17 protein-coding genes are annotated in these 19,516 nt (G+C 35.5%); 7 read left to right on the forward strand and 10 right to left on the reverse strand.

All coding sequences use genetic code 11. The features are described from left to right. Positions 1–222: 222 nt before the first annotated feature. From VI621_RS02000 to VI621_RS02020, 5 genes are all read right to left on the reverse strand, one after another. Positions 223–1,128 carry a hypothetical protein gene (locus VI621_RS02000; protein ID WP_324216721.1) on the reverse strand — a complete coding sequence of 302 codons (906 nt, stop codon included), beginning with the start codon at positions 1,126–1,128 and terminating at the stop codon, positions 223–225. A 347-nt stretch (positions 1,129–1,475) separates the two neighbouring features. Next, a complete protein-coding gene (locus VI621_RS02005; RefSeq protein WP_324216722.1) occupies positions 1,476–3,857 on the reverse strand; it encodes a ribonucleoside-diphosphate reductase subunit alpha in 2,382 nt (793 codons plus the stop codon). Between the two features lie 276 nt (positions 3,858–4,133). Then, a complete protein-coding gene (locus VI621_RS02010) occupies positions 4,134–4,736 on the reverse strand; it encodes an REP-associated tyrosine transposase (protein WP_324216723.1) in 603 nt (200 codons plus the stop codon). Between the two features lie 164 nt (positions 4,737–4,900). Continuing rightward, on the reverse strand, positions 4,901–5,878 hold the full coding sequence (locus VI621_RS02015; protein WP_324216724.1) for a ribonucleotide-diphosphate reductase subunit beta: 978 nt from the start codon (positions 5,876–5,878) through the stop codon (positions 4,901–4,903). A 265-nt stretch (positions 5,879–6,143) separates the two neighbouring features. Then, entirely contained in the window at positions 6,144–6,710 is a 567-nt protein-coding gene (locus VI621_RS02020) for a DUF3109 family protein (RefSeq protein WP_324216725.1), read from the reverse strand. Between the two features lie 162 nt (positions 6,711–6,872). On the opposite strand from VI621_RS02020, the gene VI621_RS02025 reads away from it, so the two are divergent. Genes VI621_RS02025 through VI621_RS02035 form a run of 3 tightly spaced genes read left to right on the forward strand, consistent with a single transcriptional unit; the run spans position 6,873 to position 8,304 of the window. Next, the gene (locus VI621_RS02025) at positions 6,873–7,448 is read left to right on the forward strand and encodes a MarC family protein (protein ID WP_324216726.1); all 576 of its coding nucleotides are present in this window, start codon (positions 6,873–6,875) and stop codon (positions 7,446–7,448) included. 41 nt (positions 7,449–7,489) lie between these two features. Next, positions 7,490–7,690: a hypothetical protein gene (locus tag VI621_RS02030; protein ID WP_324216727.1), complete on the forward strand. Its 201-nt coding sequence runs from the start codon at positions 7,490–7,492 to the stop codon at positions 7,688–7,690. A 5-nt stretch (positions 7,691–7,695) separates the two neighbouring features. Next, positions 7,696–8,304 carry an FAD-dependent oxidoreductase gene (locus tag VI621_RS02035; protein ID WP_324216728.1) on the forward strand — a complete coding sequence of 203 codons (609 nt, stop codon included), beginning with the start codon at positions 7,696–7,698 and terminating at the stop codon, positions 8,302–8,304. 6 nt (positions 8,305–8,310) lie between these two features. Here VI621_RS02035 and VI621_RS02040 read toward each other — a convergent pair whose 3' ends face one another. The 3 genes from VI621_RS02040 to VI621_RS02050 all read right to left on the reverse strand — a co-directional run bounded on the left by VI621_RS02040 (position 8,311) and on the right by VI621_RS02050 (position 11,087). Beyond that, complete coding sequence (locus VI621_RS02040; RefSeq protein ID WP_324216729.1) at positions 8,311–9,888, reverse strand: S41 family peptidase; 1,578 nt, start codon at positions 9,886–9,888, stop codon at positions 8,311–8,313. Next, on the reverse strand, positions 9,872–10,318 hold the full coding sequence (locus VI621_RS02045; RefSeq protein ID WP_324216730.1) for a dCMP deaminase family protein: 447 nt from the start codon (positions 10,316–10,318) through the stop codon (positions 9,872–9,874). Before VI621_RS02045 ends, VI621_RS02040 begins: the two co-directional genes overlap by 17 nt. Positions 10,319–10,493: 175 nt before the next feature. Next, positions 10,494–11,087 carry a HupE/UreJ family protein gene (locus VI621_RS02050; RefSeq protein ID WP_324216731.1) on the reverse strand — a complete coding sequence of 198 codons (594 nt, stop codon included), beginning with the start codon at positions 11,085–11,087 and terminating at the stop codon, positions 10,494–10,496. Positions 11,088–11,281: 194 nt separating this feature from the next. Here VI621_RS02050 and VI621_RS02055 point away from each other — a divergent pair, with 194 nt between their 5' ends. After that, a complete protein-coding gene (locus VI621_RS02055; protein ID WP_324216732.1) occupies positions 11,282–11,713 on the forward strand; it encodes a TerB family tellurite resistance protein in 432 nt (143 codons plus the stop codon). A gap of 73 nt (positions 11,714–11,786) precedes the next feature. Here the strand turns inward: VI621_RS02055 and fbp are convergent, their stop codons facing one another. Then, positions 11,787–12,788 (reverse strand): class 1 fructose-bisphosphatase, encoded by a 1,002-nt coding sequence (gene fbp, locus VI621_RS02060; RefSeq protein WP_324216733.1) that lies wholly within the window; start codon positions 12,786–12,788, stop codon positions 11,787–11,789. Positions 12,789–12,990: 202 nt separating this feature from the next. Between fbp and VI621_RS02065 the strand changes: the two genes are divergently transcribed. Both VI621_RS02065 and VI621_RS02070 read left to right on the forward strand, forming a co-directional pair. Further along, the gene (locus VI621_RS02065; RefSeq protein WP_324216734.1) at positions 12,991–13,464 is read left to right on the forward strand and encodes a GNAT family N-acetyltransferase; all 474 of its coding nucleotides are present in this window, start codon (positions 12,991–12,993) and stop codon (positions 13,462–13,464) included. Then, positions 13,464–14,720, forward strand: a complete 1,257-nt coding sequence (locus VI621_RS02070; RefSeq protein ID WP_324216735.1) for an aspartate kinase — start codon at positions 13,464–13,466, stop codon at positions 14,718–14,720. Before VI621_RS02065 ends, VI621_RS02070 begins: the two co-directional genes overlap by 1 nt. 147 nt (positions 14,721–14,867) lie before the next feature. On the opposite strand, the gene VI621_RS02075 is transcribed toward VI621_RS02070, so the two are convergent. Beyond that, positions 14,868–15,563 (reverse strand): hypothetical protein, encoded by a 696-nt coding sequence (locus VI621_RS02075; RefSeq protein ID WP_324216736.1) that lies wholly within the window; start codon positions 15,561–15,563, stop codon positions 14,868–14,870. Between the two features lie 533 nt (positions 15,564–16,096). On the opposite strand from VI621_RS02075, the gene VI621_RS02080 reads away from it, so the two are divergent. Then, positions 16,097–19,507: a hypothetical protein gene (locus VI621_RS02080; RefSeq protein ID WP_324216737.1), complete on the forward strand. Its 3,411-nt coding sequence runs from the start codon at positions 16,097–16,099 to the stop codon at positions 19,505–19,507. The last annotated feature ends 9 nt before the right edge of the window (positions 19,508–19,516 follow it).

Here is a 19,516-nt window from a genome sequence, read left to right on the forward strand (position 1 = left end):
GTTTTTAAAATATAAAAAGAGCCAATAACGCTGGCAACTATTTCAAATATAGTGAATTATTCTTATAGTATTAATCAGAATATTCATTATTATTAACTAAAACTGCTTTATTAAATTCCAATTAAAGCTGTGTGTAATTCAATTTTTGAACTTAAAAATAACAAATAAAAAAGGGAGTATTTGAAAACTCAAACACTCCCTTAATTTTATAAATGAAAAATACTATGCTGCAAAATTAATTAATTCTAAGGAAATTTTAATGAGAGAATCAGTTGTTGCTTCTCCATCTTCAAATTCTACTAAATTCGTTACATCTATATTTGACCTAATCTTTTCTTGATTTTTAATATAAAAAGTTTTTGAAGCGTCTCCATATCCTAAAACAAAAGCTATTTCATCAAACTCTCCTTTATTCAAAAAAGGAATCTTTTCATCGGTCGGAGAAAATGAATTAAAAAGTTTGACCAGCACATCTTTTAGGTATTGCACATCATTCAAACTACTATTAAGTTTAAAGATTCTTTCTTCTCTTCCTAAATCAATATTTATTAAATCAACGCTTGATTTTAAACTACTTTCTATTAATCTAAATTCCTTTAATTTACCAAATTCCAAAAAGTTTTTAATAAAATATCTTGGTGGCGCCTGTCTTAATTGCAGAAAATAATTTGAGACACCTTTTAATCTCATGAAATTATTAAAAGCATTTTCAAAAACCATTTTTACGCCATGATTTTCTTTTTTCTGAACGATTAAAAAACCAAACTTAGAATTCTTTGGAACATGAATAAGAAAAAAAAAGTCTTTAGAAAACAAATCGTTTTTAGAAATATCAAACTTCAAAACATTAGTCTTACCGTCTTTTATCTTACCGTTTTCACCAGTATAAGCAGAATCAAAATAACCTGTAATTATTCTTTTATCCATATCTTTCTTTTGAACATCAGTCAGCGTAAAAGTTCTAGATTTCCCTAGACTATCTGAATAACCCCTAATGTTTTTATGAATATGACTACAGAAGTCATTCATAGTGTCTAATAAGTCATCTTCTTCATTGTAAAAGTTTAAGACTTGTTGTGCTTTTGCTTTATTTAAAAGCGAAAATCTGTATATAATTAAATTTATCATTCCTGTTTTTTTTAAATAATTTGTTGATAACTCTTGGACGCCTTATGACGTAAGAGGCATTGAATAATAATATTAACAATGCTGATTTCTGCAAAAATTTAACTTGGAAAGAAGTTTCGAATTCTATACTTTTGTAGTATAAAATAAGCAGGTGAGGTAACCTTTACCTTCTATATTTAACTTAATTAAAGCTTACCAGGGCCTTTTATTATTAAGTTTCAAAGTTAGGGATATCGCAGATGTCCCTTTTTTTTATGATTTTTTTTACCTCCGCAAATAAATTTAAAATTATTATTCTTATAAAAGGCTTCAATTAAGAAGCCTTTGCTATTTTTAAAATATACTAATTATGACCCACACATTTCACAATCTTCCGGTCCTGCAGCTTGTGCTTTAAGCAACATCGCTTTAAAATCATCGATTGCAATTTCTTCAGTTGCTGGTGTTTCTTCTACTTTTTTATCGTTGTTTAAGGTGAATTTAATCGCATCAACTGCCGCTTTCGTTCTCAAATAGTACATTCCGGTTTTCAATCCCGATTGCCATGCATAGAAATGCATTGACGTTAGTTTCGAATAATTGGCATCTTGCATAAACAAGTTCAACGATTGCGATTGATCTACAAAATATCCACGTTGACGTGACATATCGATGATGTCTTTCATAGACATTTCCCAAACGGTTTTGTACAATTCTTTCAAGTCCTGAGGAATCGCATCAATGTTTTGAACAGAACCGTTGTGACGCATGATTTCTTGCTTCAAATCCTCATTCCATAATCCTTGTTTTACCAAATCGTGCAATAAGTGTTTGTTCACGACAATGAATTCGCCTGATAAAACTCTACGGGTGTAAATATTTGAAGTATACGGTTCGAAAGCTTCGTTGTTTCCTAAAATCTGAGAGGTCGAAGCCGTCGGCATTGGCGCCACCAAAAGTGAATTTCTCACCCCGTGTTCCATAACTTCTTTTCTCAAAGAAGCCCAATCCCATCTTCCAGACAATTCTTCATCTTTCATTCCCCACATATTATGTTGGAATTCTCCCTGAGACATTGGCGATCCTTTGAAAGTAGAATACGCTCCTTCTTCGACAGCCATTTCCTTAGAAGCGGTTACGGCAGCAAAATAAAGGGTTTCGAATATTTCCTGGTTTAATTTTTTAGCTTCATCAGATGTAAAAGGCAAACGCAACAAGATAAAAGCATCGGCCAACCCTTGCACTCCCAATCCAATTGGACGGTGACGCATATTGGAATTTTCGGCTTCTTTTACCGGATAATAATTTCTGTCAATAACTTTATTCAAGTTTCTTGTCACACGTTTCGTTACCTTGAACAATAAATCGTGATCGAATTTTCCATTTTCAACAAACATTGGCAACGAAATCGACGCCAGGTTACAAACCGCCACTTCGTCTGGCGAGGTATATTCCATAATCTCGGTACACAAATTCGAAGAACGAATCGTACCTAAATTTTTCTGGTTTGATTTTCTATTGGCCGCATCTTTATACAACATGTATGGTGTTCCGGTCTCGATTTGAGATTCCAGAATTTTCTCCCACAATTCACGTGCTTTGATGGTTTTTCTGCCTTTTCCTCTAACTTCATAATCAATGTACATCGCTTCAAATTCTTCGCCGTACACATCATACAATCCCGGACATTCGTTAGGACACATCAAAGTCCAATAACTGTCGTCCTGCACACGTTTCATGAATAAATCCGAAGTCCACATCGCGAAGAATAAATCTCTGGCGCGCATTTCTTCTTTTCCGGTATTCTTTTTCAAGTCCAAAAATTCGAAAATATCCGCATGCCACGTTTCGATATAAATCGCAAAACTTCCTTTACGTTTTCCACCACCCTGATCTACATAACGAGCCGTATCGTTAAAAACACGCAACATCGGAACAATTCCGTTCGATGTTCCGTTGGTTCCACGAATATATGATCCTGTTGCACGAACATTGTGAATAGAAAGTCCGATTCCACCTGCCGATTGCGAGATTTTTGCCGTTTGTTTCAACGTGTCATAAATTCCGTCAATACTGTCATCTTGCATCGCCAAAAGGAAACAAGAAGACATTTGAGGTTTCGGAGTTCCAGCGTTGAACAATGTTGGCGTTGCATGCGTGAAGAATTTCTTCGACATCAAGTCATACGTTTCTATCACGGATTCCAAATCATTTAAGTGGATTCCAACAGAAACACGCATCAACATATGTTGTGGTCTTTCGACAATTTTCCCGTTCAATTTCAGCAAATAAGAACGTTCCAATGTTTTAAAACCGAAATAATCGTAGTTAAAATCCCTGTTATAGATAATATGAGAATTCAAAAATTCCGCATTCTCCATAATCACTTTATGCACTTCATCCGAAAGCAATGGCGCTTTTTGTCCATTTCTCGGGTTTACATAAAAATACATTTCGTTCATCGTTTCCGAGAATGATTTGTTCGTGTTTTTATGCAAATTCGAAATTGCAATACGCGCTGCCAATTGTGCATAATCCGGGTGCGCAATAGTCATTGAGGCCGCAGTTTCCGCCGCAAGATTGTCTAATTCCGAAGTCGTAACCCCGTCATACAAACCTTCAATTACACGCATCGCCACTTTTACAGGATCGACCAAATCGTTCAATCCGTAACACAATTTTTTTATTCTATCCGTAATCTTATCAAACATTACCGGCTCTTTGTGGCCGTCTCTTTTTACTACATCCATACTTTTAGAATTATAAGTTATAAGTTATGAGTTTCAATTCAGAACTCTTTAATCTGTTTTTTTTATTTGAAGCTATTCCCGCTATCCGTTGCAATCTTTTATTTGAGATTCTTCCTTCGTCAGAATGACAAATAAAAGGATTTCCTCTTCTATCGGGGCTAACCTAATTTTATAGCTCGGGATTTCCCGAATAAATTTTGGCTTTCCCGTTTCATTCTTGGTTCCGCGAAGTCTCCGACTTCGTGGATGCGTTAAAAGGTCTCCCGACCTTTCTTGTTACCAACTCAAACTATTCGTAAATAATTTTGAATCCAAAACATCAATGACCGGATTTGACACCTTCTCAATTTCTAATAATCCTTTCCCATCCACATAATTATTTGCACTTGAATACAAATAATGCGAAGCCTTTTCAACAATCCCGGCTCGAACAGGATTCAGATGTATATAATCCAGCTTTTGCCAAAGAAATTTTTCTGTGTAAATTTCTTCCGGATGATTTCCATATTGCCAAAACTGGTATTTTTCATTTCGAGAATGACTTTTACAAGCAAACTCAAATCGTTTCAACATCCAATCCCTTCTGCTTTCGGGATTATTCTCAATCGCAATCAAAATTGATTTAGCCGTAAACTTCTTGAAATCCCTAATCAAATCCGATAATTTCCCATCATTCGACTGAACTATCAAATGAATATGATTGGACATAATTACAAATCCATACAAAATCATTCCTTTATTGTGTATACAAAAATTCAAACTGTCAATGACAATATCTCGATATTTCTTTCTCGAAAAAACATCAACCCAATCAATTACTGTTGCAGTTATGAAATGTGCTTTTGTTTGATCATTTATTTTATATCCGTTTTCTTCCATGAAATAATTATTAGTCCAAAATAAAAAATTTCGTTCCGTGAAGTCTACGGCATTACGGATGCGCCTGAAACTCTCCCGCCCTTAGTTTTAATTTTATCTCCCATCAAAGGCGGTCGAAGACCGCTTCTCACAATCACGAAGTCGGAGACTTCGCTAAACTATTTCTAAAAATCCGCGTCAAAGCTAATTTTTTGCGCATCCGAATCGGTATTCATCACACCTGATTTTTGGTATTCCGCCACTTTCTTTTCAAAGAAGTTGGTTTTTCCCTGAAGCGAAATCATATCCATGAAATCAAAAGGATTCGCTGTGTTGTATTCTCTGTCACATCCTAATTCCACCAATAATCTATCGGCAACAAATTCTAAATATTGTGTCATTAATACGGCATTCATCCCAATCAAACTCACCGGAAGTGATTCCGTAATAAATTCTCTTTCGATAATTAAAGCATCAACAATGATGGCTCTGATTCTGTCTTTCGGCACTTTGTTTACCAAATGGTGATTGTGCAAATGCACAGCAAAATCACAGTGAACACCTTCGTCACGAGAAATCAATTCGTTAGAAAACGTCAAACCTGGCATCAACCCACGTTTTTTCAACCAGTAAATAGAACAAAATGCACCTGAAAAGAAAATTCCTTCCACCGCTGCAAAAGCAATTAGTCTTTCGGCAAACGAATCGGATTCAATCCATTTCAAAGCCCAGTCCGCTTTTTTCTTAATAGCCGGAAAAACTTCCAGCGCATTGAACAATTGGTCTTTTTCAACCTCATCTTTCACATAGGTATCAATCAACAACGAATATGTTTCGCTGTGAATGTTCTCCATCATAATCTGGAAACCATAGAAAAATTTTGCTTCAGCATATTGCACTTCATTCACGAAATTCTCAGCAAGATTCTCATTCACAATTCCGTCAGAAGCCGCGAAAAATGCCAAAATATGTTTGATAAAATATTTCTCTTCGTTGTTCAGTTTATTGTTCCAGTCGTTCAAATCCTGCGACAAATCAATTTCTTCCGCAGTCCAGAAACTCGCCTCCATTTTCTTGTACCATTCCCATATATCATGGTGTTTGATTGGAAAAATCACGAAACGGTTTTTGTTTTCTTGTAAAATAGGTTCGACTGCTGACATAGTATATTGACTTTTATGGAATTATAAAAAGATTATTTTAGTAAAATGGTGTTTACAAAGATTGTGAATTATTGTGGTTTTAAAAAGCCAAACTTATTCACAATTGCCTTGAGTTTTTAACAAAGTAAAAAATTGCTCTTACTTTTCTTATAAACACTAAAACTCTTTAAATCAATATATTAAAAAATAATATATTAACTCAAGTCCCGTAAAATATAGGAATTTAACTGCGAATAAAAACTTAAAATGAAATGTTTCTTGAAATTTATTTTTTGATTTCCTGAGCTACTTTTTCAAGCTCCAAATACCAGTCTTCGCCAAATTTTCTGATCAAAGCTTCTTTGACAAATTTATAAACCGGAACTTCTAATTCCTTGCCCAAAGAACAGGCAGCATCGCAAATATCCCATTTGTCGTAATTGACAGCGGCAAATTCCGTGAAATCTTTTACACGAATAGGATACAAATGACAGGAAACAGGTTTTTTCCAGTCGATTATGCCTTGATTGTAGGCTTGTTCGATACCGCAAAGCGCGGTTTTTCCGTCAAAAATTACGTAAGCGCAATCTTTTTCATCAATTAATGGGGTTTCAAAATCGCCATCGGTTCCTTTTACCCAAGTTCCCTGCGCTTCAATAGCAGCAATGCCCTCTTTGCGTAAAAAGGGTTTTACTTTTGGATAAATAGCCTCCATAATTTTGGTCTCTTCTTCACTCAAAGGTGCTCCTGCATCGCCATCGACACAACACGCTCCTTTGCAAGCTGAAAGGTTGCAAACAAAATCTTTTTCTAAAATGTCTTCCGAGACGATGGTTTTTCCTATTTGAAACATTTTGCAAAGGTAATTCATAAAATGCAAAAAAAACAAATTCAAAAAAATAAAAAATGTTAAAACACTAAAAATCAAGAAAATAGTGATTATTAAAAATTAACGTACTTTTGGCTAAAGCTTATTGAAATTGAAATATTTTTGCACCTTCAAAAACAACACAAAATGGAACTGGATTTTAAAGAAATAGCTACCGTAGGAATGGTTCTTTTTGCCGTAATTGACATCGTGGGAACGATTCCCATTATTGTTGATTTAAGAGCAAAACACGGTCATGTTGAATCGGGAAAAGCTTCATTAGTTGCCGGTATGATTATGATTGTTTTCCTTTTTATAGGAGAAGAATTATTGAAACTAATTGGCATTGACGTGAATTCTTTTGCTGTAGCAGGTTCTTTTGTTTTGTTCTTTTTAGCGCTGGAAATGATTTTAGGCATTCGCATTTATCGCGATGAAGAAGCCAGTTCGGCCTCTATTGTTCCAATTGCTTTTCCGCTGATTGCCGGAGCCGGTACTATGACCACTTTATTATCACTTCGTGCAGAATTTCAAACCATAAATATTATTATTGCCATCGTTTTAAATATCATACTGGTTTATGGCGTTTTGAAATCATCTGCTAAAATCGAAAAAATATTAGGACAAAATGGCTTAGGCGTAATCAGAAAAACCTTTGGCGTGGTGCTACTGGCCATCGCTGTTAAATTATTTGCTTCTAATGTTAAAGGGTTGTTTATCTAAGATATTTTTTATTAATTTCACAACATACTAAAAAAACGAAAATGAAAATTTTTACTTCTATATTAGTCGTTTTAGCTCTAGCTTTAATTATCTTCAACATTACGCTGCTCGATTTCGATCACCTTTTCGAAGGTGAAAGTTCAGTCGCATTAATTGGAATTGCCGCTTCTTTTTGTGCAATTTTTATTCTTTTGATTTTTAGACTGTCTAAAATGATCGAAGAAAGAACCGAAGATAAATAAATTTGATGTTTGATGTTTTAATCATTGGCGGTGGCGTTTCAGGAATGTCATGCGCTTTAGTTTTGGGTTCCGCCAGGAAGAAATCATTTGTCATTGACAAAAAAATCGGAATTGTTACACATCAAAAAACATCTTCCCTTCAGGAAGCCTTATTTAATAATGCTTACGGAATTCCTCCAGGCACATTGGGTTCGGATTTACTTGTTGAGAGTATTATCCATTTATCTGAAACCTATCCTCATATCGAACAAATTCCTGATGAAAAAGTACTGAAAATCGAAGGTGATTTTCCTGATTTTTTGGTTACGACCAATAAAAACGCTTACCAAACTAAAAATATCGTAATCGGAATCGGCGCTTCAAATATGTTCGCTATTGATGGTTTAATGCACTTTGTTGAACCACATCAAAAATCGCTTCCCGAAAAACAAAGAATCCAGCTTAAAAACATTGACCATAAAGTCGCAGAAGGCATTTATGTTGTTGGAACTTTAGCTGGCTGGAGAAGTCAATTAACGATTGCTTCCGGAAGCGGCGCTGCTGTTGCTACTGACATTCTTACTTTTTGGAATGGCGGCATTCAGACTCATGCTCATGACAGCATAAAAAAGTAAGTGTTTTTAGGGTTTTATTTTTAAAACTGCTTTAATCATCGCATCATCTTTCAAAACAATTTCGTAGTATTTCTGATCACCATATAATTGTCTGGCAAATTCAGCGGTCAAATATCTTTTGACTAAAGATTTATTGCCTTCAAGTTTTAGAATCAAACCATTTTTTGACAAATAATGCTGGAAGTTTTTAAAATACAAATCTGTTTTTTTTATTTTGGAAAGAAATTGCTCGAAAGTCAATCCTTTGAATTCCTTTCTTTTGCTGTCTAATTGTTCGAAAACGTAATAACTGACCACCCCGGATTGCATCAAATAAGCGATACCTTCCTCTCCGTGTTCTGCTTCGATTGGTACAAAAACATCTGGAACAATCCCGCCACCGCCATAAACCGTTTTGCCTTTTGGTGTTTTAAATTTTAAGGTATCATCGACTTTAATGCTGTCTTTTTTATACAATTCGCCGTTTTCAAAACGTTTGTCGAATTCTTTGAAATAGTCTTCATTTCCGTTTTTATACGATTTTTGGATCGAGCGTCCAGTTGGCGTGTAATATCTCGCAATGGTCAATCGTACGGCAGATCCGTCATCAAATTCCATTTCGCGTTGTACCAGCCCTTTCCCGAAAGAGCGGCGGCCAATAATAACTCCTCTATCATTATCCTGAATCGCCCCGGCCAGGATTTCGCTTGCGGATGCTGAATTTTCGTTGATTAAAATAAAAACTTTCCCAGATTCAAAATCACCGTTGCTTGTGGCAAAAGTTTTGTCGATTCGTCCTTTTTTGTTTTTGGTAAAAACGATTAACTTTCTGTCTTTTAATAATTCGTCGGCAATTTCTATGGCTTTTTCCAGATAACCACCGCCATTATCGCGGACATCGATAACTAAAGCCTTTGCCCCTTGCTCTTTTAAATTTAATAGCCCTTCCCTGAATTCATCATAAGTGGTTTCGGCAAAACGATTGATTTTTATATACCCTGTAGTTGGATTTATCAGTAGGGCAATATCGACGCTTTTTATAGGGACGACATCGCGTTTTATTTTAAATTGAAGTTTTTTATTTTCGCTTTTTCGATAAATGGTTAGCGCAACTTCTGAGCCTACTTCCCCTTTTAATTTTGTAAACAAGCTGTCACTCGGTAATTTTCGTCCGAATAACTTGTCTTTATTGGCATATAAAATCCGGTCTCCCGCTTTAATGCCTGCTTTTTCTGAAGGTCCGCCTTCTACCGGTTTTATTATGGCAACCGTATCATTATGCATATAAAAATTGATGCCAATTCCCACGAAGTCTCCTTTCATGCTTTCGGCAACTTCACTTTGCTGGCTTGGCGGAACATAAACCGAGTGTGGATCTAGTTTTTCGAGAATGTTATTTACGGCAAGATCAACAATGGAATCGGTATCGACATCATCGACATATTCATTATCAATAAAATTAATTAATTTGTTGAGTTTGTTTTTATGACTATTGAATCGGGAAGAACTTTCCTCTGACGGAAAATTGAGCAACGCACCAATAAACACACCCAAAGCGAGTGTGGCGAAAATTAATATTGGTAAATATTTAGTGTTGGTTTTCATTTTCTTCTAAAACTGAAATATGCTCTACTTCTACTCCTGCTTTTCTTAGAAACTGAAGTCCTGAATCATCTCTGTAGCCATTCTGATAAACCACTCTTTTTATACCTGACTGATGTATAAGTTTGCTGCATTCTTTGCAGGGAGAAAGCGTGATATATAATGTTGCTCCTTCACAGGATTGTGTGGAACTGGCGACTTTTAATATGGCATTTGCCTCGGCATGAAGCACAAACCACTGGGTTAAACCTTCGTCGTCTTCGCAACAATTTTCAAAACCTGATGGCGTTCCGTTATATCCGTCGGAGATGATCATTCGGTCCCGAACTATTATGGCGCCAACTTGCTTGCGTTTGCAATAGGAAAGTCTCCCCCATTCTGTAGCAATTCTAAGGTAAGCTTTATCGTATTTATTTAATTTATTCTTCTCCATGTATGACAATTCCAAAAATTCAAATGATTAATCTGATAGCCCTGATGGAAGCGGTATCCTTTTTTTGTCTCGTTTTTTAACGGGACAGAAAAAGATAAAGCGGACAGCAGGAATATGAATTGCAAAAGTACGCAAACCTTTCGCTGCTAAAACTAAAAATCATTCCGTTTTTTAATTATCTGTTCCAAATTGGACTTTCGATAATCATGGGTAAGACTACGCCAATTACAAAAGCCGACATCACCAAGGTCCAATCGCGTTTTGAGAATCGGAAGAACGTTTGAACTATGTAAGACAATATCAAAACCACAAAAACCACAATAATCTGCGCGGCTTCAATTCCCAGGGCAAACTCTAATAGCGGCAATAATTTATCCGATGTGCTTCCGCCTAGAATTGAGTTAAAATAACTGGCAAATCCCAGTCCGTGTATAATCCCGAAAAACAAAGTGATAAAGCCGATGACGCTTATACTCTCATTTTTAGAAGATTTTCCAGCAGTAAAAAGATGAAAAATGGCCGTTACTAAAATGGTGATCGGAATTAAAAATTCGATCAGATTGGCTTTTACAATTACTACTCCGAACACCGAAAGTATCAATGCCAAGGTGTGACCGATAGTAAAAATGGAAATCAAAATCAACACTCTTTTCCAGTCTTTGAAGGCATACGGAACCGTTAAAGCAATCAAAAACAAAACGTGATCATAGGCTCTGATGTCTAAAACATGTCGCATGCCTATTTCAAAATATATCCAGAATTCTGACATTGTAAGTGGTATTAAAGATTTAGGGAAAGTCAAACTTACGATTTATTTTGAAAATAGTCTGAACTGATATTGTTAAACGTAATTATATCTTAATTTATTTTTTAAAAGAACAAAAACAAAATTATTTAGAAATTGGTAAACGCTAAAATCTAAAATTAACCTTATATTTGTGTAACATTAAAACGAAACAATTTATGTCATTTTCAGATTTATTTGATAACGAATTTAAGAGCAGAAATAAAGGTCATTTTTCTGCCATTGTAAGAGTGGCTACTGCGGATGGCGATATGAGTCCGGAAGAAAAATTATTCTTGGACAAATTGGCCAAACAGTTAGAAATATCCAAAGAGGAATATGAAGAAATTCTGGAAAATCCGATGAAATATCCGATTAATCCTCCCTATTTATATACGCAAAGACTGGAGCGTTTGTATGATTTATCAAGAATGGTTTTTGCAGATCATATTTTGGGTCAAAGACAAAAAGACATCCTGATAAAATTTGCTTTGGCACTTGGTTTTACTCCTGGAAACGTGAGTTTTATTGTAGATAAAGCTTTGTCTTTACTGGTTCAAAATGTTGATTTGGATACTTTCGTTTTCGAAATGCAACACATGAACAAATAGTTCTGTAATTCATAAAAACAAAAAAGTCCTGAATTATCAGGACTTTTTTGTTTTTATGAATTACTGTTTATTCTTATTTGCTCATGAATTCTTCTGCTTTTTCTACCATATTGTAGCTTCCGCAGAAAAAAGGAACCCGTTGGTGTAATTCTGTGGGTTGAATTTCCATAATTCTTCCGAAACCATCTGATGCTTTTCCCCCAGCCTGTTCGGCTATAAATGCCATTGGGCTGCATTCGTATAGTAATCTTAATTTTCCTTTCGGTGCTTTTGAGCTCGTTGGATAAATATAAATTCCGCCTTTGATCATATTTCGATGAAAATCTGAAACCAAACTTCCGATATAACGGGAAGTATAAGGCCTGTCTCCTTCTTCTGACTGGCAATATTTGATATAATTTTTCACTCCTTGCGGGAAATGAACATAATTCCCTTCGTTAATAGAATATATATTTCCGTCTTTCGAAAACTGCATGTTAGGATGTGAAAGATAGAAAGTTCCAATTGCTGGATTTAATGTAAATCCATGAACTCCGTGACCTGTTGTGTAAACCAACATGGTTGAAGTCCCATAAATTACATAACCCGCTGCCACCTGATTAACACCCGGCTGCAAGAAATCGTCCATTGTTACCGGAGTTCCTATTGGAGAAATTCTTCTGAATACCGAGAAAATCGTTCCCACGGAAACATTCACATCAATGTTCGAAGAACCGTCCAGCGGATCCATCAGGACTACATATTTATTGTTATGGCATTTGTCGTTTCCGGCAACGGTGATAAATTCATCATTTTCTTCGGAGGCAATTCCGCAAACAATTTCACGATTGATTAGCGTTTGAATAAAGATGTCATTGGCATAAACATCTAGTTTTTGCTGGTCTTCGCCCTGAATGTTTTGTTCACCGGCAGCACCAACGATATCCACAAGACCGGCTTTGTTGACTTTATAGTTGACTACTTTTGCCGCAAGTCGAATAGCGTTGATAATTCTAGATAATTCCCCAGATGAATATTGAAAATCCTCTTGTTTTTCGATGATAAATTCACCTAAAGTCTTGTTGCGTTCTTTCATTATAATTTCGTTGTAGTTCTGTTCACAAATATCGGTATTTTTGTGAAAATGAAATGATTTTTATTAGATAGTTTATCGGATTTGTATATTTGTTTTTTTAACAAAATAATTTTAGCCTTGATTGAACCGATATCCTTTTTTGGGTTTAAGAATGAAAACCAAAAAAGATAAGTACGAAAACAGGAAATAGCTCCAAATAAATATGAATATTAGAACAGGTAAAAAGGAAGACATGCCTTCAGTGTTGAAATTAATCCAGGAATTAGCCACTTTTGAAAGAGAACCTGATGCAGTCGTGGTAACCGTAGCTGATTTGGAAAGAGACGGTTTTAATGAAAACCCTTTATTCCAAACTTTTATTGCTGAAGTCGATGACGAAATCGTAGGAATGGCACTATATTATTACCGATATTCCACCTGGAAAGGCAAAACCATTCATTTGGAAGATTTGATTGTCAAAGAAAAAATGCGCGGAACCGGCTTGGGTTTTGCCTTATATTCTGAAATCATTCAGCAAGGCAAAAAAGACAATGTCCGAAGAATAGAATGGAATGTGCTGGAATGGAACACGCCAGCAATTGATTTCTATGAGAAATCGGGCGCAAAAGTATTGAAAGACTGGTATATGGTTCAGATGGACGAAATAGGAATTGATAATTTTTTGAATAAAATATAATGAGAATATTCAAATTTGGTGGCGCATCCGTAAAAGATGCTGCCGGAATCAGAAACGTATATGACGTTTTGCAAAAAACAGGCTACGAAGATGTATTGTTAGTGGTTTCAGCCATGGGAAAGACCACAAACGCCTTGGAAGTAGTCATCAAAAACTACTTTGAGAAATCTCCTGCCTTACAATCTTCGGTTCAGGAAGTCAAAAAATACCACAATCAAATATTGATGGACTTGTTTGAGGACGAAAAAAATGCTGTTTTTGCTGATGTGAATGCACTATTTGCAGATTTAGAATATTTTTTAAACCAGAATAAATCACCCAATTACAATTTTGTGTACGATCAGGTTGTGAGTTTTGGCGAATTGATTTCGACCAAAATCATCAGTCATTACATGAGTTTTATGGGGATAAAAACACAATGGCTTGATGTGCGTAACTTCATCAAAACCGACAATAATTATCGTGATGCAACGGTAGATTGGGATTTGACGCAAAAGAATATTTCGAAAAATGTCAAGAAAAAAATCCTGAATATTACCCAAGGATTTTTGGGTTCCGATGAAAATAATTTCACCACCACATTAGGTCGGGAAGGTTCGGATTATACGGCGGCAATTTTTGCCTATTGCCTCAATGCCCAAAGTGTAACGATTTGGAAAGACGTTCCCGGCGTGATGAATGCCGATCCGAGGTATTTTGAAAATACCACTTTGCTGAATCAGATTTCGTATCGTGAAGCTATCGAACTCGCGTTTTATGGCGCCACCGTAATTCACCCAAAAACATTGCAGCCATTGCAAAGAAAGGAAATTCCATTGTATGTAAAATCCTTTATTAATCCGACTTTACCCGGAACAAGTGTAAGCAAAGGCGCCGATTTAGAACCGCTTTTACCTTGTTTTATCGTAAAGAAAAACCAATTGTTGATTTCACTTTCCTCCATAGATTTTTCTTTTATTATGGAAGAAAATATCAGTGAAATTTTTGCTTTACTGCATCAGTATAAAATGAAAGTCGATTTGATTCAGAATTCCGCCATCAGTTTTTCGGTTTGTGTTGATGATAAATTTGGAAATTTCAACCAGTTGAAAAACATACTTTCCAAAAAATTTGCCGTTACCTATAATGAAAATGTATCGCTTTACACCATTCGTCATTTTGATGATAAAGCCGCAAAGATGGTCGAAAAAAACAAAGATGTTTTACTAAAACAAGTGAGCCGGGAAACGATGCAGATTGTGGCGAAGGAGAATTAATCTGAGTTTCAAAAGCAGAATTATGTGAACTTAAAATTCCGAGTGCAACTTTTAGGCTTAATCCCAACATTACCCATAAATCGTAAATTAAAAAACCCATCACTACCAAATGTATTGATGGGTTTATTCAAAATACTAATATTCTTCTCAAGGAGTAATATCCGTTGAAATTTCATAGAATCTTAACTGTAAAAGTTTTAATCCATCGTTATCATATTGCCAGAAATAATTTTCTAAAGCATCATCAAAAATTGGATATCTGCCAGATTCTAGCAATACAGTACCGTCGGTATTGAGTATGTCATTAGGAACAAGGATTGTAAGTAGTTCTGTACTAACATTGGTAAATTTTGGCGCACCATTTTTAGAACGCGAAATCGTTAAAGGCTCAGCAGAACAAACTTCATAATATCCGTCTGTTAAATCCGCATCTGCACATGTTGTGATAGTTACACTTCCTCCTGGTGTCCCAAGTGCACGAGCATAAATAGAGTACGAGGATGATCCGGTTCCTTCAGGATCAGGGTGTGGTAATTGGAAACTGGCGGTGCCATCTGACCCATTGGCATCAATTACAGCATAATCTGGACCTTCAATTAGCATAATCTTTGATCTTCCTACTAAAGGAACGAAAATGCGATGGCCGTTACTGTTAGCCAAATCTGCTGTTGTTGGATTTGATTTTCCAATAATGTTCAGATTGTAGTGTGCTCCGCTTGGGGCGCCATTTCTTTGGACCGAAGAGTTGTTTTCTGCAGCTGAAGGCAGAGAATCTTCTTTTGAACAACCCACTCCTAATAAAACGGCTACAATTAGCCCCGATAACAATTTAAAATCTCTCATAATATTTAAAAATTTAGTTAATAAAAAAATTCAGCTTAAAATTCTATACATAATCTCAATAAAAAACCTTAGGGGTATAGTTGCCCTAAAAAGAAAAAAACGTAAAAATTTGAGGTAATTAAACTAAATGAAAGAAATACATGGGGGAGTATTTATCTTTGTAATCATCTATATTTCAATTATATAGTAAATCTAATTTTTTTTTAAAATATAAATATAATATTATCGCCACAAAACATAAATATCTGTTAAAGTGCAGATTTTTAATACTTTGCAAGTATAGTCAATGCCGAAAATGTTAAAAACAGCCAATAATTTATTTATTTGCAAGAAAGAAGCTTTTTTATAAACCCAAAAATGTTTCCGTTTTTTTAGTTTTCATCATTTATGATAATCAAATCAAGAAATTCTATACCGATTTTAAACCTAATTCTCCAAAATATATTTAAATTTTTTCATACATTAATTTTTCTCAAAAATCGAAACATCTGATCAAAACACACTACTTTTGAGGTTTGTCCGTTATACTGTTTATGTTAAAAAAATTACTTTTTTTGGTTGTAATCGGCTTTTTTTCTGGGCTTCAAGCTCAGGAAATCAACACGCCGTACAAAACCAAAAAAATAATTGCAACACGAGACACCATTCGAATTGACAGCTTAAGCGTTAATTCAGGCTTTTTTAAATTGCTTGACGCCAAAGGAACGCCGATTGACACTTCTTTTTATAAAATGAATTTCCAAAAAGGAGATTTAATCTTTAAAGAAAACGCTCCGTTTTTAAACGACACTTTAACCGTCCGTTTCTTAAAATTTCCTGATTATTTAACCAAAGAATACAGTATTTACGATAAAAGCCGTGTGGTGAGTAACGATGCCACTTTGGGTGATTTGTATAAAGTTTCTTCAGGTTCAGTAAAGAAATTTGTCCCGTTTGACGGATTAAATACGTCCGGAAGCATCACGCGTGGCGTTACCATTGGAAACAATCAAAATGCGGTGGTGAATTCCACTTTGGATTTGCAAATTACGGGTAAAATTTCAGATAAAGTAAGTCTTCGCGCTTCCATCCAGGACAGTAATATTCCTTTGCAGGAAGGCGGATATTCACAGAAACTGGACGAATTCGATCAAATTTTCATCGAGCTTTTCTCCGATAAATGGACCATTCGGGCCGGTGATTTATTCTTGGAAAACCGAAAATCTAAATTTCTGAATTTCAATAAAAAAGTACAGGGAATTGCCGCCAATTTTGAATTTGGAAAACCTGAGGAAAAAACCACTGTTTTTGCATCGGCAGCTTTGGTTCGGGGACAATATGCCAAAAGTACTTTTGTGGGTCAGGAAGGCAATCAGGGGCCCTATAAATTACGAGGACCCAATGGCGAATTGTTTATTCTTGTGATTTCCGGCTCCGAACGGGTTTATGTAAATGGAATCCTTTTGAAACGTGGCGAAAACAATGATTACACCATTGATTATAATGCGGGAGAGATCAAATTCACCTCGCTTTTTCCAATCACTTCCGAAATGCGAATTAACATTGAATACCAATATTCCGATAGGAATTACACCCGTTTTGTAACCTATACCGGCGCAACACACGAACGCGAAAAATGGAGTATTGGTGGTTATGTATATTCCGAAAATGATGTGAAGAACCAGCCTTTGCAACAAAATCTATCCGAGGATCAGGCACAAATTTTAGTCAATGCAGGCGATAATCCTGACTTGATGACCGCGCCTTCAGCTTATATTGACAGCTATTCCGAAAATAAAATTTTATATAAAAAGACTTTTATAAATGGTATTGAAGTTTTCGAATATTCGAATAATTCCACTGATCAATTGTACAATGTCCGATTTACTTTGGTTGGAAACAATCAGGGGAATTATATTCTGACGAATAGCGCAGCCATTGGAAGAATTTACGAATATGTGGCTCCTTTAAATGGAATTTCACAAGGAAATTACGAACCCATTATCCGATTGGCTCCGCCTACAAAAATCCAGATTGCGACTGTTTTAGGAAAATACAATCCGTCTGAAAAAACGATTGTCGATTTTGAAATTGGCATCAGCAACAACGATCGAAATTTATTTTCTGCCAATGATGACAAAGACAATCAGGGTTTCGCCGGAAAAATAAACGCCAAACAGAGATTGTTCTCTAAAAAATGGGAAGTTGATGCTTTTGCGAATTACCAATTGGTTCAAAAAGAATTCAGAACCATTGAACGTTTATTTACCATTGAATTCGACAGAGACTGGAATTTGACCAATCCGACAGGCAATCAAAGTTTATTGATTTCGGGATTGAATTTTAATTTACCGCAAAAAGGAACATTTACCTATCAGTTTGAAAAACTGGATTTCTCCGAAAGTTTTTCCGGTAATCGTCATGTGGTTAATGGCTTATTTAAATTCAAAAATTGGAACATTCAAAACAACGGCAGTTTCCTGAACAGCGATGGAGATTATGCCAAATCAAAATTCATAAGAAACCAAACCCAGACACGATATCATTTCAATAAAAACTGGATTGGTGCGACTTTGCGGCTGGAAGACAATCAGGAAAAATTAAAATCCACCAATCAATTTTCGGCTTTAAGCCAAAGATTTACAGAATATGGTGCTTTCGTCGGACGTGGCGACAGCACGAAAGTATATGTGGAATTGGGTTATTTAAATCGAACCAATGACAGTTTGCAAAACGGATTTTTGCAACGGGTCAATACATCACAATCTTATTATGTGAAGTCAAAATTAATTCAGACAGAAAAAAGTGATTTGTCAATATTTGTGAATTACAGAAACTTGAAATTTGTTGATGAAACGAGAGCAGATGAGCCTTCTCTGAATTCCAGATTGTTGTATAATGATCGATTTTTTAATCAATTAATTCAAATCACAACGGCGTACGAAACCACTTCGGGAACTATTCCGCAACAAGAATTCACCTATCTTGAAGTCGATCCCGGACAGGGTGTCTATACCTGGAATGATTATAACGGGAACGGCATCCAGGAACTGGAAGAATTTGAAGTTGCCCAATTTACGGATCAGGCCAAATATGTCCGCGTATTTTTGCCCAATCAGATATTCCTGAAAACCCATCAGAACAAATTTTCACAATCGGTTACTATAAATCCGAATCAATGGCAAAATGAGAAAGGATTCAAGCATTTTCTATCGTATTTTTATAACCAAACCTCATTTTTAACCGAACGGAAAATAGAACGAAACGGCAGTGATTTCGACTTTAATCCGTTTACTTCAAATGACACCAATTTGTTAGGTTTGAATTCCAGTTTCAGAAATAGTTTATTTTACAATCGCGGGAAACAAAAACATTCTGTTACTTACACGTATTTGACTAGTCGGGCGAAAAACCTGCTTTCTGTGGGTTCTCAGGAAAGCTCTAATCGTTCGCATCAGTTGCAATATGCGCATTTATATCAAAAAAACTGGTTGTTCGGTTTTGGTGGAAAAACCATCGAATCCAATACGATTTCTGAAAATTATGGTTCCAAAAACTTTGAATTAAAAGGGTATCAAATGGCTCCTAAGATTTCTTATTTATTTTCTAAAAATGCGAGTTGGGATTTATTTTATGAATATCAGAAAAAGGAAAATCACATTGGTGATTTAGAAACCTTGGCACAGCAACGATTTGGAACTTCATTTACCTATGCCAGTGAGAAACAATTTACGATGAATGGCGAATTTTCTTTGTATGAAAATAAATTCAATGGAAATGAATTATCGCCTGTTGCTTATCAAATGTTAGAAGGTTTGCAAGCAGGGAAAAATTTAACCTGGCGCTTATTAATACAAAAAAACCTAACCCAATACTTAGATGTTAATGTGAATTATCAAGGTCGGAAAAGCGAAACCAGCAAAGCCATTCATACCGGAAGTATCCAGTTAAGGGCATTTTTTTAACACTAAATT

Source organism: Flavobacterium sp. (genome assembly GCF_035292545.1).
Taxonomy (GTDB): domain Bacteria; phylum Bacteroidota; class Bacteroidia; order Flavobacteriales; family Flavobacteriaceae; genus Flavobacterium.

What these genes read in the sequence shown, in the direction of transcription:
- VI621_RS02000 (WP_324216721.1), bottom strand. Translation starts at nt 1,128, where the DNA reads ATGATAAATTTAATTATATACAGATTTTCGCTTTTAAATAAAGCAAAA.
- VI621_RS02005 (WP_324216722.1), bottom strand. Translation starts at nt 3,857, where the DNA reads ATGGATGTAGTAAAAAGAGACGGCCACAAAGAGCCGGTAATGTTTGAT.
- VI621_RS02010 (WP_324216723.1), bottom strand. Translation starts at nt 4,736, where the DNA reads ATGGAAGAAAACGGATATAAAATAAATGATCAAACAAAAGCACATTTC.
- VI621_RS02015 (WP_324216724.1), bottom strand. Translation starts at nt 5,878, where the DNA reads ATGTCAGCAGTCGAACCTATTTTACAAGAAAACAAAAACCGTTTCGTG.
- VI621_RS02020 (WP_324216725.1), bottom strand. Translation starts at nt 6,710, where the DNA reads ATGTTTCAAATAGGAAAAACCATCGTCTCGGAAGACATTTTAGAAAAA.
- VI621_RS02025 (WP_324216726.1), top strand. Translation starts at nt 6,873, where the DNA reads ATGGAACTGGATTTTAAAGAAATAGCTACCGTAGGAATGGTTCTTTTT.
- VI621_RS02030 (WP_324216727.1), top strand. Translation starts at nt 7,490, where the DNA reads ATGAAAATTTTTACTTCTATATTAGTCGTTTTAGCTCTAGCTTTAATT.
- VI621_RS02035 (WP_324216728.1), top strand. Translation starts at nt 7,696, where the DNA reads ATGTTTGATGTTTTAATCATTGGCGGTGGCGTTTCAGGAATGTCATGC.
- VI621_RS02040 (WP_324216729.1), bottom strand. Translation starts at nt 9,888, where the DNA reads ATGAAAACCAACACTAAATATTTACCAATATTAATTTTCGCCACACTC.
- VI621_RS02045 (WP_324216730.1), bottom strand. Translation starts at nt 10,318, where the DNA reads ATGGAGAAGAATAAATTAAATAAATACGATAAAGCTTACCTTAGAATT.
- VI621_RS02050 (WP_324216731.1), bottom strand. Translation starts at nt 11,087, where the DNA reads ATGTCAGAATTCTGGATATATTTTGAAATAGGCATGCGACATGTTTTA.
- VI621_RS02055 (WP_324216732.1), top strand. Translation starts at nt 11,282, where the DNA reads ATGTCATTTTCAGATTTATTTGATAACGAATTTAAGAGCAGAAATAAA.
- fbp (WP_324216733.1), bottom strand. Translation starts at nt 12,788, where the DNA reads ATGAAAGAACGCAACAAGACTTTAGGTGAATTTATCATCGAAAAACAA.
- VI621_RS02065 (WP_324216734.1), top strand. Translation starts at nt 12,991, where the DNA reads ATGAATATTAGAACAGGTAAAAAGGAAGACATGCCTTCAGTGTTGAAA.
- VI621_RS02070 (WP_324216735.1), top strand. Translation starts at nt 13,464, where the DNA reads ATGAGAATATTCAAATTTGGTGGCGCATCCGTAAAAGATGCTGCCGGA.
- VI621_RS02075 (WP_324216736.1), bottom strand. Translation starts at nt 15,563, where the DNA reads ATGAGAGATTTTAAATTGTTATCGGGGCTAATTGTAGCCGTTTTATTA.
- VI621_RS02080 (WP_324216737.1), top strand. Translation starts at nt 16,097, where the DNA reads ATGTTAAAAAAATTACTTTTTTTGGTTGTAATCGGCTTTTTTTCTGGG.